Annotated in this window: 14 protein-coding genes; 6 read left to right on the plus strand and 8 right to left on the minus strand. The window is 70.4% G+C overall.

Features of this window, described 5'->3' with window-relative positions; all coding sequences use genetic code 11:
• Window positions 1-13 precede the first annotated feature (13 nt).
• Both ABZ098_RS26535 and ABZ098_RS26540 read left to right on the plus strand, forming a co-directional pair.
• Window positions 14-505 carry an inorganic diphosphatase gene (locus ABZ098_RS26535; protein ID WP_007383738.1) on the plus strand — a complete coding sequence of 164 codons (492 nt, stop codon included), beginning with the start codon at window positions 14-16 and terminating at the stop codon, window positions 503-505.
• 100 nt (window positions 506-605) lie between these two features.
• A complete protein-coding gene (locus tag ABZ098_RS26540) occupies window positions 606-2,273 on the plus strand; it encodes a threonine/serine exporter family protein (RefSeq protein ID WP_356595178.1) in 1,668 nt (555 codons plus the stop codon).
• Window positions 2,274-2,294: 21 nt separating this feature from the next.
• Here ABZ098_RS26540 and ABZ098_RS26545 read toward each other — a convergent pair whose 3' ends face one another.
• Window positions 2,295-3,176 (minus strand): VTT domain-containing protein, encoded by an 882-nt coding sequence (locus tag ABZ098_RS26545; RefSeq protein WP_356595180.1) that lies wholly within the window; start codon window positions 3,174-3,176, stop codon window positions 2,295-2,297.
• A 133-nt stretch (window positions 3,177-3,309) separates the two neighbouring features.
• Here ABZ098_RS26545 and ABZ098_RS26550 point away from each other — a divergent pair, with 133 nt between their 5' ends.
• Window positions 3,310-3,675 carry a YbjQ family protein gene (locus tag ABZ098_RS26550; protein WP_356595182.1) on the plus strand — a complete coding sequence of 122 codons (366 nt, stop codon included), beginning with the start codon at window positions 3,310-3,312 and terminating at the stop codon, window positions 3,673-3,675.
• A 25-nt stretch (window positions 3,676-3,700) separates the two neighbouring features.
• Here the strand turns inward: ABZ098_RS26550 and ABZ098_RS26555 are convergent, their stop codons facing one another.
• Window positions 3,701-4,462, minus strand: coding sequence for a MerR family transcriptional regulator (locus tag ABZ098_RS26555; protein WP_356595184.1), 762 nt, complete (start codon window positions 4,460-4,462; stop codon window positions 3,701-3,703).
• Between the two features lie 117 nt (window positions 4,463-4,579).
• Here ABZ098_RS26555 and ABZ098_RS26560 point away from each other — a divergent pair, with 117 nt between their 5' ends.
• Complete coding sequence (locus ABZ098_RS26560; protein WP_356595185.1) at window positions 4,580-5,863, plus strand: ion channel protein; 1,284 nt, start codon at window positions 4,580-4,582, stop codon at window positions 5,861-5,863.
• 30 nt (window positions 5,864-5,893) lie between these two features.
• Window positions 5,894-7,300, plus strand: coding sequence for a glutamate decarboxylase (locus ABZ098_RS26565; protein ID WP_356595187.1), 1,407 nt, complete (start codon window positions 5,894-5,896; stop codon window positions 7,298-7,300).
• 600 nt (window positions 7,301-7,900) lie between these two features.
• Here the strand turns inward: ABZ098_RS26565 and ABZ098_RS26570 are convergent.
• The 6 genes from ABZ098_RS26570 to ABZ098_RS26595 all read right to left on the minus strand — a co-directional run bounded on the left by ABZ098_RS26570 (window position 7,901) and on the right by ABZ098_RS26595 (window position 13,404).
• Window positions 7,901-8,662 carry an ABC transporter permease gene (locus ABZ098_RS26570; RefSeq protein ID WP_356595189.1) on the minus strand — a complete coding sequence of 254 codons (762 nt, stop codon included), beginning with the start codon at window positions 8,660-8,662 and terminating at the stop codon, window positions 7,901-7,903.
• The gene (locus ABZ098_RS26575) at window positions 8,659-9,612 is read right to left on the minus strand and encodes an ATP-binding cassette domain-containing protein (RefSeq protein ID WP_356595191.1); all 954 of its coding nucleotides are present in this window, start codon (window positions 9,610-9,612) and stop codon (window positions 8,659-8,661) included. Before ABZ098_RS26575 ends, ABZ098_RS26570 begins: the two co-directional genes overlap by 4 nt.
• An 82-nt stretch (window positions 9,613-9,694) precedes the next feature.
• Window positions 9,695-10,336, minus strand: coding sequence for a PadR family transcriptional regulator (locus tag ABZ098_RS26580; RefSeq protein ID WP_356595193.1), 642 nt, complete (start codon window positions 10,334-10,336; stop codon window positions 9,695-9,697).
• 21 nt (window positions 10,337-10,357) lie between these two features.
• Entirely contained in the window at window positions 10,358-10,894 is a 537-nt protein-coding gene (locus ABZ098_RS26585) for a DinB family protein (RefSeq protein ID WP_356595195.1), read from the minus strand.
• Window positions 10,895-11,006: 112 nt separating this feature from the next.
• Entirely contained in the window at window positions 11,007-12,467 is a 1,461-nt protein-coding gene (locus ABZ098_RS26590; RefSeq protein WP_356595197.1) for an aldehyde dehydrogenase family protein, read from the minus strand.
• A 112-nt stretch (window positions 12,468-12,579) separates the two neighbouring features.
• Window positions 12,580-13,404 (minus strand): helix-turn-helix transcriptional regulator, encoded by an 825-nt coding sequence (locus tag ABZ098_RS26595; RefSeq protein WP_356595608.1) that lies wholly within the window; start codon window positions 13,402-13,404, stop codon window positions 12,580-12,582.
• A gap of 365 nt (window positions 13,405-13,769) precedes the next feature.
• Here ABZ098_RS26595 and ABZ098_RS26600 point away from each other — a divergent pair, with 365 nt between their 5' ends.
• Window positions 13,770-14,270 carry an ATP-binding protein gene (locus ABZ098_RS26600; RefSeq protein ID WP_356595199.1) on the plus strand — a complete coding sequence of 167 codons (501 nt, stop codon included), beginning with the start codon at window positions 13,770-13,772 and terminating at the stop codon, window positions 14,268-14,270.
• Window positions 14,271-14,284 lie beyond the last annotated feature (14 nt).

Genomic DNA, 14,284 nt, shown 5'->3' on the forward strand with positions numbered 1-14,284 from the left:
GGAGGAGCCACCGGTGGAGTTCGACGTCACGATCGAGATCCCGAAGGGTTCGCGGAACAAGTACGAGGTGGACCACGAGACCGGTCGGATCCGCCTGGACCGTCGACTCTTCACCTCGACCGCCTACCCGACCGACTACGGCTTCGTCGAGAACACCCTCGGCGAGGACGGCGACCCGCTGGACGCGCTGGTCATTCTTGACGAGCCGACGTTCCCGGGCTGTCTCATCAAGTGCCGTGCGATCGGCATGTTCCGTATGACGGACGAGGCCGGCGGCGACGACAAGCTGCTGTGCGTCCCGGCGACGGACCCGCGTGTGGAGCACCTGCGTGACATCCACCACGTGTCCGAGTTCGACCGCCTGGAGATCCAGCACTTCTTCGAGGTCTACAAGGACCTGGAGCCCGGCAAGTCCGTCGAGGGCGCCGACTGGGTCGGCCGTGTCGACGCCGAGGCCGAGATCGAGCGGTCCTACAAGCGCTTCAAGGACCAGGGCGGCCACTGAGCCCTTGTCACGGACGGGCCGCACGCGCACGCGTGCGGCCCGTTCGCATGCCCGCGCATACTGAGGCTTACGGAATGTGTCGTTCAGGGAGCGTTACGGAGTGACGGAGGCGGAGCACCGCAAGCCGCAGTCGGACGAGGCCAGGAGTTTCTACGACTCCGAGATCACGTCCGAGTTCGCCCTCCCCGACGGGCTCGCGGTGCCGAGAACCGCCGGCGGCGAGCCGGAGACCACGTCGGAGTTCGCGCTGCCGAAGGGGCTGGAGGTTCAGCAGCCGTCGGCCGCGGAGCCGGAGGGCTCGGCGTTCAGCATGCCGCGCACCTACAGCGCGAAGGACGCCCCGCCCGCGTTCACCCCGCCGACCGGCATACCGGTGGTCCGTCTCACCAAGGACGTGCCCTGGCAGGACCGGATGCGCACGATGCTGCGGATGCCGGTGACCGAGCGGCCCGCGCCGGAACCGGTGCAGAAGTCCGAGGACGACACCGGCCCCGCCGTCCCGCGCGTGCTCGACCTGACCCTGCGTATCGGCGAGCTGCTGCTCGCGGGCGGTGAGGGCGCGGAGGACGTGGAGGCGGCGATGTTCGCGGTCTGCCGGTCCTACGGCCTGGACCGCTGCGAGCCCAACGTCACCTTCACACTGCTGTCGATCTCGTACCAGCCGTCGCTCGTGGACGACCCCGTGACGGCCTCCAGGACGGTACGGCGGCGCGGCACCGACTACACGCGCCTCGCGGCCGTCTTCCAGCTCGTGGACGACCTCAGCGACCCCGAGACGGCGATCTCCCTGGAGGAGGCCTACCGGCGGCTCGCGGAAATCCGACGCAACCGGCACCCGTATCCGACCTGGGTGCTCACCTCGGCGAGCGGGCTGCTCGCGGGCGCGGCCTCCGTGCTGGTGGGTGGTGACCTGCTGGTGTTCGTCGCGGCCGTGCTGGGCGCGATGCTCGGCGACCGGCTGGCGTGGCTGTGCGCGGGGCGCGGACTGCCGGAGTTCTACCAGTTCACGGTCGCCGCGATGCCGCCGGCCGCGATCGGGATCGCGCTGACGCTGGCCCACGTGGACGTGAAGGCGTCCGCGGTCATCACCGGTGGGCTGTTCGCGCTGCTGCCCGGGCGGGCGCTGGTGGCGGGCGTGCAGGACGGCCTGACCGGCTTCTACATCACCGCGTCGGCCCGGCTCCTGGAGGTCATGTACTTCTTCGTGGGCATCGTGGTGGGCGTGCTGGTCATGCTCTACGTCGGGGTGCAGCTCGGGGTGCATCTCAACCCGGACGAGGCACTGTCGACGGATCCGCGGCCGCTGTGGCAGATCGCGGCGTCGATGCTGCTGTCGCTGACGTTCGCGGTGCTGTTGCAGCAGGAACGATCCACCGTGCTGGCCGTGACCCTGAACGGCGGTGTCGCCTGGTGCGTGTACGGCGCGATGCACTACACCGGCGAGTTCTCCCCGGTCGCCTCCACGGCCGTCGCGGCGGGGCTGGTCGGGCTGTTCGGGCAGCTGCTGTCCCGGTACCGGTTCGCTTCCGCGCTGCCGTACACGACCGCGGCGATCGGTCCCCTGCTGCCGGGATCCGCGACGTACTTCGGGTTGTTGTCGATCGCCGGGAGCCAGGTCGACGAAGGGCTGGTGTCGCTGTCGAAGGCGGCGGCGCTGGCCATGGCCATCGCCATCGGGGTCAACCTGGGGTCGGAGATCTCCCGGCTGTTCCTTCGGGTGGGATCCGCCAGCAAGCGGCGGGCCGCCAAGCGGACGCGGGGGTTCTGACCCGCCGCGCCCCGGCAGCTCTCAGTACCCCTGGTTGTAGGGGTTCTGCTGGTCCTGTCGGCCGTACTGCTGGTTGCCGTAGTGCTGCGGGTACTGCTGGGCGTACGGCTGCTGTTGCTGCGGCTGCTGTTGCTGCGGCTGCTGGCCGTAGTACTGGTCGTAGCCGTTGTGCTGCTGCTGAGGGGCCTGCTGCGGCTGGTCGTCGGACGGGATGCGGCGGAGCTGGGTCGTCGCGTCGTCCATGGGCTGGTACTGCTGCTGGGGCGGGGCCTGCGCCGCAGCCTTCTTCTTCTTGGAGCGCTCGCGCAGGTACTCGATGAGGATCGGGACCACCGAGACCAGGACGATCAGGACGAGGATCGCCTCGACGTTCTTCTTGATGACGTCGATCTGGCCGAGCCAGTAGCCGGCGAGGGTGACGCCGGTGCCCCAGGCCACGCCGCCGATCACGTTGTACGTCAGGAAGGTGCGGTACTTCATCCGGCCGGCGCCCGCGACGATCGGCGCGAAGGTCCGCACGATCGGCACGAAGCGGGCCAGGACGATGGCCTTGGGACCGTACTTCTCCATGAACTCGTGGGCCTTCTCCAGGTTCTCCTGCTTGAAGAGCTTGGAGTTGGGGCGGCTGAAGAGCCTCGGGCCGAAGAACTTGCCGATCATGTAGCCGACCTGGTCGCCGAGGACGGCGGCCAGCACGATGAGCGTGCACACCAGCCACAGGGGCTGGCTGATGAAGTTGCCCTCGGCCACGAAGAGACCCGCCGTGAACAGCAGGGAGTCGCCCGGCAGGAACGCGAAGAGACCCGACTCGGCGAAGACGATCAGCAGGATTCCGGGGAGGCTGAAGGTCTCGATCAGGTAGTCGGGGCTGATCCACTCGGGGCCGAGCGCGAGCGTGGTCACGGGATTGTGGCTCCTGCGTGTGGGGGTCGGGCTGGGACTGGCTGCCCTCAAGTATCAACGCAGCCACGGTGGCCCAGGTTCCATGGGGGTCCCCAGGATGCACTGTGCGCCGTCCGGGACAAAGCTGTGAGCCATGGGTATTGACGAATACGGCGGCGGCCAGGAGCCCCGACCGGATGTGCTCGTGGTGACCACGAACGACGTACCCGGCCACCGGGTCCAGGAGGTGCTGGGCGAGGTCTTCGGGTTGACCGTGCGGTCCCGGCACCTCGGCAGCCAGATCGGTGCCGGGCTGAAGTCGATGATCGGCGGCGAGCTCAGGGGGCTCACCAAGACGCTGGTGCAGACCCGCAACCAGGCCATGGAGCGGCTCGTCGAGCAGGCACGCGCGCGTGGCGCGAACGCCGTGCTGATGTTCCGCTTCGACGTGACCGAGGCGGCGGACGTCGGCACGGAGGTGTGCGCCTACGGCACGGCGGTGGTCCTGACCCGGGAGTAGCCCCCGGCTCCCCGGGTCAGGCGCTCTAGGCGGTGTGCCGGGCCGCGTTCGCCCTGATCGCGTCCCTGAGGTGCTCGGCGAGACCGGGGCGCATGGAGTCGTAGAACGCCTTGAAGCGCTCGTCCGACACGTACATCTCGGCCAGCCCCTGGTGCATCTCGTACGGGCAGTCGTAGAACCAGCCGCAGATGTGCTGCCGGTGCTCCTCCGCCATGTCCATGGCGGCAGGGGAGGTGGGTGTGTCACCGGCGGCCATCAGGGCGTCGTAGCGCTCGCCCCAGTCGGCCACCTCGGCCTGCATGCGCTTCCAGTCTTCCTTGGTGTACCGGGCGGCGCGGCGCTGCGACTCGGCGTACGCCTCCGTGCCGCCCCAGCGCTCCTCCGCCTCCTGCGCGTACTGCTCCGGGTCCTTGTCCCCGAACACCTCGAACCTCTCCTCCGGCGTCAGATCGATGCCCATCGTGCGTGCCTCCATGGCGTGCTCCACGGCCGTCGCCATCTTCTGCAGCTTCTCGATCCGGGCGGTCAGCAGCTCGTGCTGGCGGCGCAGGTGCGCGCGCGGGTCCGCGTCCGGGTCGTCGAGCAGGGCGGCGACCTCGTCGAGCGGGAAGCCGAGCTCGCGGTAGAACAGGATCTGCTGCAGCCGGTCGAGGTCGGCGTCGCTGTAGCGCCGGTGGCCCGCGTGGCTGCGCTCGCTGGGCACGAGCAGGCCGATGTCGTCGTAGTGGTGCAGCGTGCGCACCGTGACGCCGGCGAAGCCCGCGACCTGTCCCACGGAGTAGCTCACTTCGTCCGCTCCCTTCTCGGTACGCGCTCCACGGTGGCTCCTCACGCCACGTGAGGTGCAAGCCCGGCACGGACACCTCCGGATGTCACGTCCGTTATGTCCGCTTATCGTGAGCCCGTGGCCCAGGACACCGCGCAGCAGGCATCCGCCGCCCCGGCGACCCCGGCGCGCGCCCTGCTGCCGTTGATCCTCCCCGCTCTCGTCGTCGGGGTGGGCGCGAGTCTGCTGTTCATCGGGGTGAGCGCGGCGGCCGAGGAGCTCCAGCACGTGCTGTGGCGGAACCTGCCGGACGCGCTGGGGGTGGGCCGGTACTCCGTGCTGTGGATGCTGGTCATGCTCACGGCCACGGGGCTGGCCGTGGGGCTGGTGGTGTGGAAGGTCCCCGGGCACGCCGGTCCGGATCCGGCCACCATGGGGCTCGACGCTCCCGTGCTGCCGCCCGCCGTGCTCCCGGGGCTCCTCCTGGCGACCGCGCTGATGCTCGCGGGCGGCCCGAGCCTCGGGCCCGAGAACCCGGTCATCGCGGTGAACGTGGGGCTCGCCTTCTGGCTGGGTTGCCGGCTGGCTCCCCGCATGCCGCGCGGGCTGTGGCCGGCGCTGGCGGAGGCGGCCACGATCGGCGCGCTGTTCGGGACGCCGGTTGCGGCGGCGCTGGTGATCTCCGAGGCGCTGGCGGGGCGGCAGCTCAGGGGCGCGCTGTGGGACAACGTCTTCGGGCCGCTGCTGGCGGCCGCGACCGGCGCGCTGACGACCACTCTGCTGGCCCGTCCGAGCTTCGACCTGCGACTGCCCGCGTTCGGACGCCCCGGTTGGGGCGATCTGCTGGCCGTGCTGGTGGTCGCGTCGGCCGCCGCGCTGCTCGGCATGGCGGCCGTGCTGGCCTTCCCGTACGTCCATGGCGCGTTCACGCGGTTGCGGCACCCGATGGTCGCGCTCCCGGTCGGCGGGCTCGTCCTGGGGCTGCTCGCGGCCGTCGGCGGCCATCTGACGCTCTTCAAGGGGCTGGACGAGATCGGCGAGCTGGCGGCCGATCCGACGGGCTGGTCGGCCGGGGAGTTCGCCACCATGACGGTGGTGAAGCTGGCCGCGCTGCTCGTCGCGGCCTCCTGCGGCTTCCGGGGCGGGCGGATCTTCCCGGCCGTGTTCGTCGGCGTCGCGTTCGGGCTGTGCGCCCACGCGCTCGTGGACGCCGTACACCCGGCCCTCGGCGTGGCGGCCGGGGTGCTGGGCATGCTGCTCGCCGTCACCCGGCAGGCGTGGGTGAGTCTCTTCGTCGCCGCCGTACTGGTGGCCTCACCCGCGATCCTCGCCCTGTTGTGCGTCGCCTCGCTGCCGGCCTGGCTGCTGGTGACAGGGCGGCCGCAGATGCAGTTGCGCGCGGACGGAACCCCGGTCCGCTGACCGACGTCGATCCCTTCAGGAGGCACGCCCATGCCACTGCACCAAGGGCCCGAGAAGCCCGACGAGCGCCCGCTGTCCGTCAACCCCTTCTACGGCGAGGCCGATCCGGTCGGCGGGATGACCGAGGCCCCGCCCAAGCACCGGCTGCCCACCGCTCCCCTGCCGCCGTCGACCGCCTACCAGGTGGTCCACGACGAGCTGATGCTCGACGGCAACTCCCGGCTGAACCTCGCCACCTTCGTCACGACCTGGATGGAACCGCAGGCCGGGGTCCTGATGGGTGAGTGCCGGGACAAGAACATGATCGACAAGGACGAGTACCCGCGCACCGCCGAACTGGAGCGGCGCTGTGTGGCGATGCTCGCCGACCTGTGGCACGCGCCGGATCCCTCGGCGGCGGTGGGGTGTTCGACGACCGGGTCCAGCGAGGCGTGCATGCTCGCGGGCATGGCGCTGAAGCGGCGTTGGGCGCGGCGCAACGCCGACCGCTACCCGGGGGCGCGGCCCAACCTGGTCATGGGGGTCAACGTCCAGGTGTGCTGGGAGAAGTTCTGCAACTTCTGGGAGGTGGAGGCCCGCCTGGTGCCCATGGAGGGCGAGCGCTTCCACCTCGACCCGCAGGCCGCCGCCGAGCTGTGCGACGAGAACACCATCGGGGTCGTGGGCATCCTCGGCTCCACCTTCGACGGCTCCTACGAGCCGATCGCGGACCTGTGCGCCGCCCTGGACGCCCTCCAGGAGCGCACCGGCCTGGACATCCCCGTGCACGTCGACGGGGCGTCCGGCGCCATGGTCGCGCCCTTCCTCGACGAGGACCTGGTGTGGGACTTCCGGCTCCCGCGCGTGGCGTCGATCAACACCTCGGGGCACAAGTACGGGCTGGTCTATCCCGGTGTCGGCTGGGCGCTGTGGCGGGACAAGGAGGCGCTGCCCGAGGAGCTCGTGTTCCGCGTGAACTACCTGGGCGGCGACATGCCCACCTTCGCGCTGAACTTCTCCCGCCCCGGCGCGCAGGTCGTCGCCCAGTACTACACCTTCCTGCGGCTGGGCCGCGAGGGCTACCGGGCCGTGCAGCAGTCCACGCGGGACGTGGCCCGGGGCGTCGCCGACCGCGTGGAGGCGCTCGGCGACTTCCGGTTGCTGACCCGCGGCGACGAGCTCCCGGTGTTCGCGTTCACCACGGCCCCCGACGTCCAGGCGTACGACGTCTTCGACGTGTCCCGACGGCTGCGCGAGCGGGGCTGGCTGGTGCCGGCGTACACCTTCCCGCCGAACCGCGAGGACCTGTCGGTGCTGAGGGTGGTGTGCCGCAACGGTTTCTCGACCGACCTCGCCGACCTGTTCGTGGAGGACCTGGAGCGGCTGCTGCCGGAACTGCGCCGCCAGCCGCACCCGTTCACCAAGGACAGGGGGGCGGCGACGGGCTTCCACCACTAGGCCCGCCGGGCGGGGGGGGGCGACCGCTCCGGCCGTGCCGCCGGGAGGTGCCGGGAGCGGCGCACTCCGGTCCCCGCGGGACCACCGGCCACCTTTCGGCCGTGTGGACCGGTGGGGACCGCCGCGCCGCCGACCCTTGGGGAGCCGCCTGCCGTGCGGACGGCTCACCGCCGACCCTTGCCGCCAGCAATGCCAGCGGCCACTCCACCGCCGCCCACACGTGCCCCGGTTCACCGCCGCGGAGGTAGCCGGAGCGGCGCACCCCGGCCCCTGCGGCTCCGCCGGATACCGTTCGGCCGCGCGAACCGCCGTGCTGCCGACCCTGCCGGGCCGCCTGACTGCGGGGACCGCCGCGCCGCCGACCCTTGCCGCCAGCAATGCCAGCGGCCACTCCACCGCCGCTCACACGTGCCCCTGTTCACCGCCGCGGAGGTAGCGGGAGCGGCGCACCCCGGCCCCTGCGGCTCCGCCGGATACCGTTCGGCCGCGTGGACCGCTGTGCTGCCGACCCTGCCGGGCCGCCTGACTGCGGGGACCGCCGAACCGCCGACCCTTGGGGAGCCGCCTGCCGTGCGGACCGCTCACCGACGCCGGGCTGCCCTAGCGGCTCAGTCGGGCGAACCGCCGTAGGGCCAGCGGGAAGAAGACCGCCAGCAGTCCCAGCGGCCACAGGACGGCGGCCCAGGCATGCCCCGGTTCGCCGCCGGGGCCGCCCAGCAGGTCGCGGACGGCGGTCACCGTCTGGGACATCGGGTTCCACTCGACGACCGTGCCCAGCCAGCCGGGCATGGAGTCCGGGGTCGCGAAGGCGTTGGACAGGAAGCCGACCGGCCAGACCAGGATCTGCACGGCCTGCACCATCTCCGGCTTCCCGGCGACCATCGCCAGATGGATGCCGATCCAGAGCATGGCGAAGCGGAACAGGAGCAACAGGCCGACCGCGGCCAGGAGTCCGGTGAAGCCACCCTGGACCCGCCAGCCGATCGCGTACCCGACGCCGATCATCGCGGCCAGGCTCAGCACGGACTGGAGCATGTCGGCGGCCGAACGGCCCACCAGGACCGCCCCGTTGGTCATCGGCATGGACCGGAAGCGGTCGATCACCCCCTTGTTGAGGTCCTGGGTGACGGCGATCATGGTCGCCTCCAGCCCGAACGCCATGGTCAGCGCGAGCATCCCCGGCACCAGGTAGCCGAGATAGTCCCCGTCGACACCGCGGCCGCCGCCGACGAGGTAGCCGAACATCAGCAGCAGCATCACGGGGAAGACCAGACCGACGAGGACCCGCACCGGCTGCCGTGCCCAGTGGGCGAGTTCGCGCCGGGTCATGATCCAGGAATCGGTCAGCGCGTACGTGCTCACACGGCCTCCTTGACTCGGTTCTCGTCACCGGTGAGGTGCAGGAACACCTCGTCCAGCGTGGGCCGGCGCAGGGCCACGTCCTCCGCCTCGATCCCGGCCGCCTCCAGGGCCCGTACGACCTCGGAGAGCGCCGCCATCCGGTCGGTGACCGGCGCGCTGAGCAGCCTGCGGTCGGGGTCGACGGAGACGCCCTTCGACGGCACCGGCAACAGGGCCAGCGCCGCGCCCAGTTGGCCCGCGTCCCGCAGGACCACGTCGACGCGGTCGCCCCCGATGCGCGCCTTCAGCTCGTCCGGTGTGCCGTCGGCGGCGACCCGGCCCCGGTCGACGAGGGAGATCCGGTCGGCGAGCTGGTCGGCCTCCTCCAGGTACTGCGTGGTCAGCAGGACCGTCGTACCGCCGCCGACCAGGGAGCGGACCGCGGCCCACACCTCGGCGCGGCCGCGCGGGTCGAGGCCGGTGGTGGGTTCGTCCAGGAACAGCACCTCCGGATCGCGGACGAGGGAGGCGGCGAGGTCCAGGCGGCGCCGCATGCCGCCGCTGTAGGCACGCACCGGTTTGCGGCCGGTGTCGGCGAGGCCGAAGCGCTCCAGGAGTTCGTCGGCGCGCACGCGCGCGTGGCGGGCGCCGAGGTGGTAGAGGCGCGCGAACATCTCCAGGTTCTGGCGGCCGCCGAGCTCCTCGTCGAGGGCCGCGTGCTGGCCGAGCAGGCCGATGCGCAGGCGCACGGCGTAGGCCTCGCGCTGCACGTCGTGGCCCGCCACCGTCGCGCGGCCCTCGTCCGGGCGCAGCAGGGTGGCGAGGACACGGACCAGGGTGGTCTTGCCCGCGCCGTTGGGGCCGAGCACGCCGTGGACGGTGCCGCGCGCGACCCTCAGGTCGAGCCCGTCCAGGGCGGCCTTGTCGCCGTACCGCTTCCGCAGGCCTTCCGCGACGATCACGTCGGTCATCGGGCACCCTCCCCAGGGGTCATGTAGTCAAACTTGACTACATGGGCAGAGTACTGCCGTCGGTCGCACTCGTCAAACTTGATTAGCTCGCGTCCTCGGGATGCCGCTCCCCCGTCGCGTACGGGTTCTCCTCGCCCTCGGCGAGGACGCCCACGAAGGGGTCGCCCTCCCCTGCGAAGGTGTACGCCCCGTCCTCGACGCGGGCGATGAGCCCCCGGGTCCACTCGGCCTCGGCGTCGGCCGTGTGGACCCAGAGGTTCATGATCTCGCCGATGTGGCCGAGCTGCTGCGGACCCTCCTCGGGGACGTAGTGCTCGGTGACGGCGGAGCGCCACTCCTCGATGCGCCGGATGCGCTCCTTGAGCAGTGCGACCGCCTCCGCGCGCGGCAGGTCGACCATGAAGCCGATGGCCGCCGACTTGATGTCCATCTTCTGGTCGTAGGAGGTCAGCGCCTCCCGCACCAGCCGCAGGAACTCCTCGGTGCCCACGTCGGTGATCTCGTACTCGGTGCGCGGGGGCCCGCCGACCGTGGAGGGCGCGATCTCGTGCGCGTGCAGCAGCCCCTGCTTCGCCATCTGCTTCAGGGCGTGGTAGATCGAGCCGGGCTTGGCGTTGGACCACTCGTGCGCGCCCCAGTACTCCAGGTCGTTGCGCACCTGGTAGCCATGGGCCCGCCCGTGCTGGCGCACCGCGCCGAGCACGAGGAGACGGATCGTTGACATGCGGTCCAGGTTATGGCTTCCTCACTTCGCGGCGAGCGCCACCAGCTCGAACGCCGTCTTCCCGTCCAGGGACTCGCGGATGATGTCGGCATGGCCGGCGTGCCGGGCCGTCTCACGGATCAGGTGCAGCAGCACCCAGCGCACGGAGACCCGGCCCCCCGGCGGGAACCAGGGCTGGTCCGGCAGCGGGAAGGTATCGTCCAGGCTCGGCACCGAGCGGGCGAACGCCTCCGTCTCGGCGGCCACCTTCTCCCAGTAGGCCAGTTGCGACTCGACGGTCTCGCCGCCGACCAGGGCGAAGCACTCGTGCCAGTTCGACTGGTCCCGCTCCACGGCAGGCCTCTCGCCCTTGGCCCGGGCGATCCAGCTCTGCTCGACCTCGGCGACGTGCTTGAGCAGCCCGCCCAGGGACAGCTCGCTCGCGCTGGGCTTGGCGGTGGCCTGCTCGTCCGTCAGCCCGAGCACCGCCCGCCGGATCCCGCCGCGCTGCTCCTCCAGGAAGGCCAGGAGCGCGCCGCGCTCGTCGCCGTACTCCTCCGCGGGAACGTGAGTGACCATGACAGCCGCCTTTCGTCGGGCTCGGGGGCCTTCCCCCCGACACCCACAAAGCTACGGACCCTTGAGGACAGGTTCAGTCCTCAAGGGTCCGTGGCGCTCTGGTCGGCCGGAATCAGAACGGGAAGGCGCTGCGGCCGTGCTGGACGGAGATCCACTTGGTGGTGGTGAAGGAGTCCAGCATGGTGTCGCCGTTCAGGCGGCCGATGCCGGAGTGCTTCTCGCCGCCGAAGGGGACGATCGGCTCGTCGTGCACGGTGCCGTCGTTGACGTGGAACATGCCGGTGTCGATCTGCTTGGCGAAGGCGACACCGCGCTCGATGTTCGCCGTGTGGACGGCGCCGCTGAGGCCGTACGGGGTGTCGTTGACCAGGCGGACGGCCTCCTCCTCGCCGTCGAAGGTGACCAGGAGGGCGACCGGGCCGAAGAGCTCCTGCTTGAGGAGGGGCGAGTTCGCGGGGAGGTCCGTGAGGACGGAGGGCTCGACCAGGTTGTCCCTCGTGGTGCCGTGGACCAGCGCGGTGGCGCCGTCGGCGATCGCCTGCTCGACAGCGCTCGAAACGGCGTCCGCCTGCGAGGAGTTGATCACCGGGCCGATGACCGTCTCGGGGTCGCGCGGGTCGCCGGCCTTGAGGGTCTTCACCTTGGCGACGAACTTCTCGGTGAACTCCTCGGCGACCGTACGGTCCACCAGGACGCGGTTGGCGGCCATGCAGACCTGGCCCTGGTGGACGTACCGGCTGAAGACGGCGGCGTCGACCGCGTAGTCGATGTCGGCGTCGTCCAGGACCACCAGGGCGCTGTTGCCGCCGAGTTCGAGGACCGAGCGCTTGAAGTTGGCGGCGCAGACGGTGGCCACGTGGCGGCCGACCTTGTCGGAGCCGGTGAAGGAGATGACCTTCGGGACCGGGTGCTCCAGGAAGGCGTCGCCGATCTCGGCGATGTCGGTGATGACGACGTTGAGCAGACCGGCGGGCAGCCCCGCGTCCTCGAAGATCTTCCCGACCAGGGCGCCGCCGACGATGGGCGTGTTCTGGTGCGGCTTGAGGACGACGGCGTTGCCGAGCGCGAGCGCCGGGGCGACCGACTTGATCGACAGCAGGAAGGGGAAGTTGAAGGGGCTGATCACACCGACGACACCGACCGGCACGCGGTAGACGCGGTTCTCCTTGCCGTCCACAGGGGAGGGGATGATCCGGCCCTCGGGGCGCAGCGAGAGGTTGACGGCCTCGCGCAGGAACTCCTTGGCGAGGTGGAGTTCGAAGGCGGCCTTCAGGCGGGTGCCGCCGAGCTCCGCGATGATCGCCTCGGCGATCTCCCCCTCGCGCTCCTCGATCAGCCGGAGCGCCTTCTCGAACACCGCGCGGCGGGCGTAGGGGTTGGTCTCGGCCCACTTCTTCTGCGCACGGGCGGCGGCCCGGTACGCCTCGTCGACCTCGTCGACCGTGGCTATCGTGATCGACGCGAGCTTCTCGGCGTCGTACGGATTGAAGTCGATGATGTCCCAGGAGCCGGTACCCGGGCGCCACTCACCGTCGATGTACTGCTGGGCCAGGTCGGTGAAGTACGACGACATGTGATCCCCAAATCACTAGCAGACACACGATCAACGTCACGGTCTGATCACACGTCATCGTACTTGCGCGGCACGCCAGTTGGGCACGCAGAGCAATCTTCTGGGGAGAACCCTAGGAGAGTTGGAGGAGACCCCGCAGAAGATCCCGGCTCTCGTCCGGGCCCGGGCTGTCCTGCTGGAGCTCCTTCATCGCCTTCTCGTACTGCGCGACGTCCTCGCGCTTGTCCAGGTAGAGCGCGCTGGTGAGCTGCTCCAGGTAGACGACGTCCGTCAGGTCGGACTCGGTGAAGCTGAGGATGGTGAAGGCGCCGCTCTCGCCGGAGTGCCCGCCGAAGCCGAACGGCATGACCTGGAGCCGTACGTTGGGGCGTTCGGAGACGTCGATGAGGTGCTGGAGCTGTCCGCGCATCACCTGGCGGTCGCCGTACGGGCGGCGCAGGGACGCCTCGTCGAGCACCACGTGGAACTCGGGGCCGCCGTCGTCGGCCAGGTACTTCTGCCGCTCCAGGCGCAGCGCCACGCGCTTCTCGACGTCCACCTCGCTCGCGCCCTGCATACCGCGCCGCACCACTGCACGTGCATACGCCTCGGTCTGCAACAGGCCGTGGATGAACTGGACCTCGTAGACGCGGATGAGGGAGGCCGCGCCCTCCAGACCCACGTAGGTGGGGAACCAGCTCGGCAGGACGTCGGAGTAACTGTGCCACCACCCCGCGACGTTGGCCTCGCGGGCGAGAGAGAGGAGCGAGGCCCGCTCCTGCTCGTCCGTGATGCCGTACAGCGTCAACAGGTCTTCCACGTCACGCGTCTTGAAGCTCACCCGGCCCAACTCCATCCGGCTGATCTTCGACTCGGACGCGCGGATCGAGTAGCCCGCCGCCTCGCGCGTGATGCCCCGGGCCTCACGCAGTCGCCTGAGTTGCGAGCCGAGCAGCATCCGCCGCACCACCGATCCGGGCTCTCCCGCGCTCACGTTCGCCAGCCTCCCCAACGTCTTCAGGGGCCGAAGTCTGCCACTAAAACACTCCGAGCAGTACTCGTCCGATTACAGATATGGAAAGAAGCCAAAGATTCCGCACAGGCCGGAGACAGCCGGAGGGGAGGAAGAGGCAAGAAGCAGGAGAGAAGATGGCGGAAAAAATGGCCAACAAGCGGTACGGGTATGGTTAATTCGGTCACGTGCACGTGCATCTGCACCTTGCATCTGCATCGCTCATCCGAAACCATGGTCCCGCGCAACCGCTGCATCGCAACGACCGCGAGTTCCCGGGAGTGCCTCGCATGGGGATGAATGGATCGACCATGCTCGAGCCGTTACGGCAGGGCCTTCCGCCGCTGGATCCCGCGGCCGTGTCCGACGCCGCCTCCTGTTCCCTGCCCGCACGCTACGAAGCGGTGGGCGACGCACGGAGGTTCACCCGCAGAACGCTCGACCAGTGGGAGCTGGGCGACCACTTCGACGACATCTGCCTCGTCGTCTCCGAACTGGTCACCAACGCGCTGCGGCACGCGATGCCGGCGCACAGCGCGCACTCCGTCGAGCACAGTCCGCCCGTGCGGCTGCACCTGATGCGGTGGACCGGGCGACTGGTGTGCGCGGTGCGCGATCCCAGCCAGGAGAGTCCGGTCGCGCGCGACTCCGAGGACTTCTCGGCGGAGTCGGGGCGCGGACTGTTCCTCGTCGACTCCTTCAGCGACAGCTGGGGTTGGCATCCGATGGCGGGGACGCTGGGCGGCAAGGTGGTCTGGGCGCTGTTCCGGCTCCGGCCGCACGCCGGTCCGGCCGCGGCTTCCACCGAGTGAGACACCGCGGCGTT

The organism is Streptomyces sp. NPDC006335 (assembly GCF_040612795.1).
GTDB lineage: Bacteria > Actinomycetota > Actinomycetes > Streptomycetales > Streptomycetaceae > Streptomyces.

Excerpts from the sequence above, each read along its gene's own strand:
- ABZ098_RS26550 (WP_356595182.1), top strand. The coding sequence starts at position 3,310 with ATGGGTATTGACGAATACGGCGGCGGCCAGGAGCCCCGACCGGATGTG.
- ABZ098_RS26565 (WP_356595187.1), top strand. The coding sequence starts at position 5,894 with ATGCCACTGCACCAAGGGCCCGAGAAGCCCGACGAGCGCCCGCTGTCC.
- ABZ098_RS26575 (WP_356595191.1), bottom strand. The coding sequence starts at position 9,612 with ATGACCGACGTGATCGTCGCGGAAGGCCTGCGGAAGCGGTACGGCGAC.
- ABZ098_RS26580 (WP_356595193.1), bottom strand. The coding sequence starts at position 10,336 with ATGTCAACGATCCGTCTCCTCGTGCTCGGCGCGGTGCGCCAGCACGGG.
- ABZ098_RS26585 (WP_356595195.1), bottom strand. The coding sequence starts at position 10,894 with ATGGTCACTCACGTTCCCGCGGAGGAGTACGGCGACGAGCGCGGCGCG.
- ABZ098_RS26590 (WP_356595197.1), bottom strand. The coding sequence starts at position 12,467 with ATGTCGTCGTACTTCACCGACCTGGCCCAGCAGTACATCGACGGTGAG.
- ABZ098_RS26595 (WP_356595608.1), bottom strand. The coding sequence starts at position 13,404 with ATGCTGCTCGGCTCGCAACTCAGGCGACTGCGTGAGGCCCGGGGCATC.
- ABZ098_RS26600 (WP_356595199.1), top strand. The coding sequence starts at position 13,770 with ATGCTCGAGCCGTTACGGCAGGGCCTTCCGCCGCTGGATCCCGCGGCC.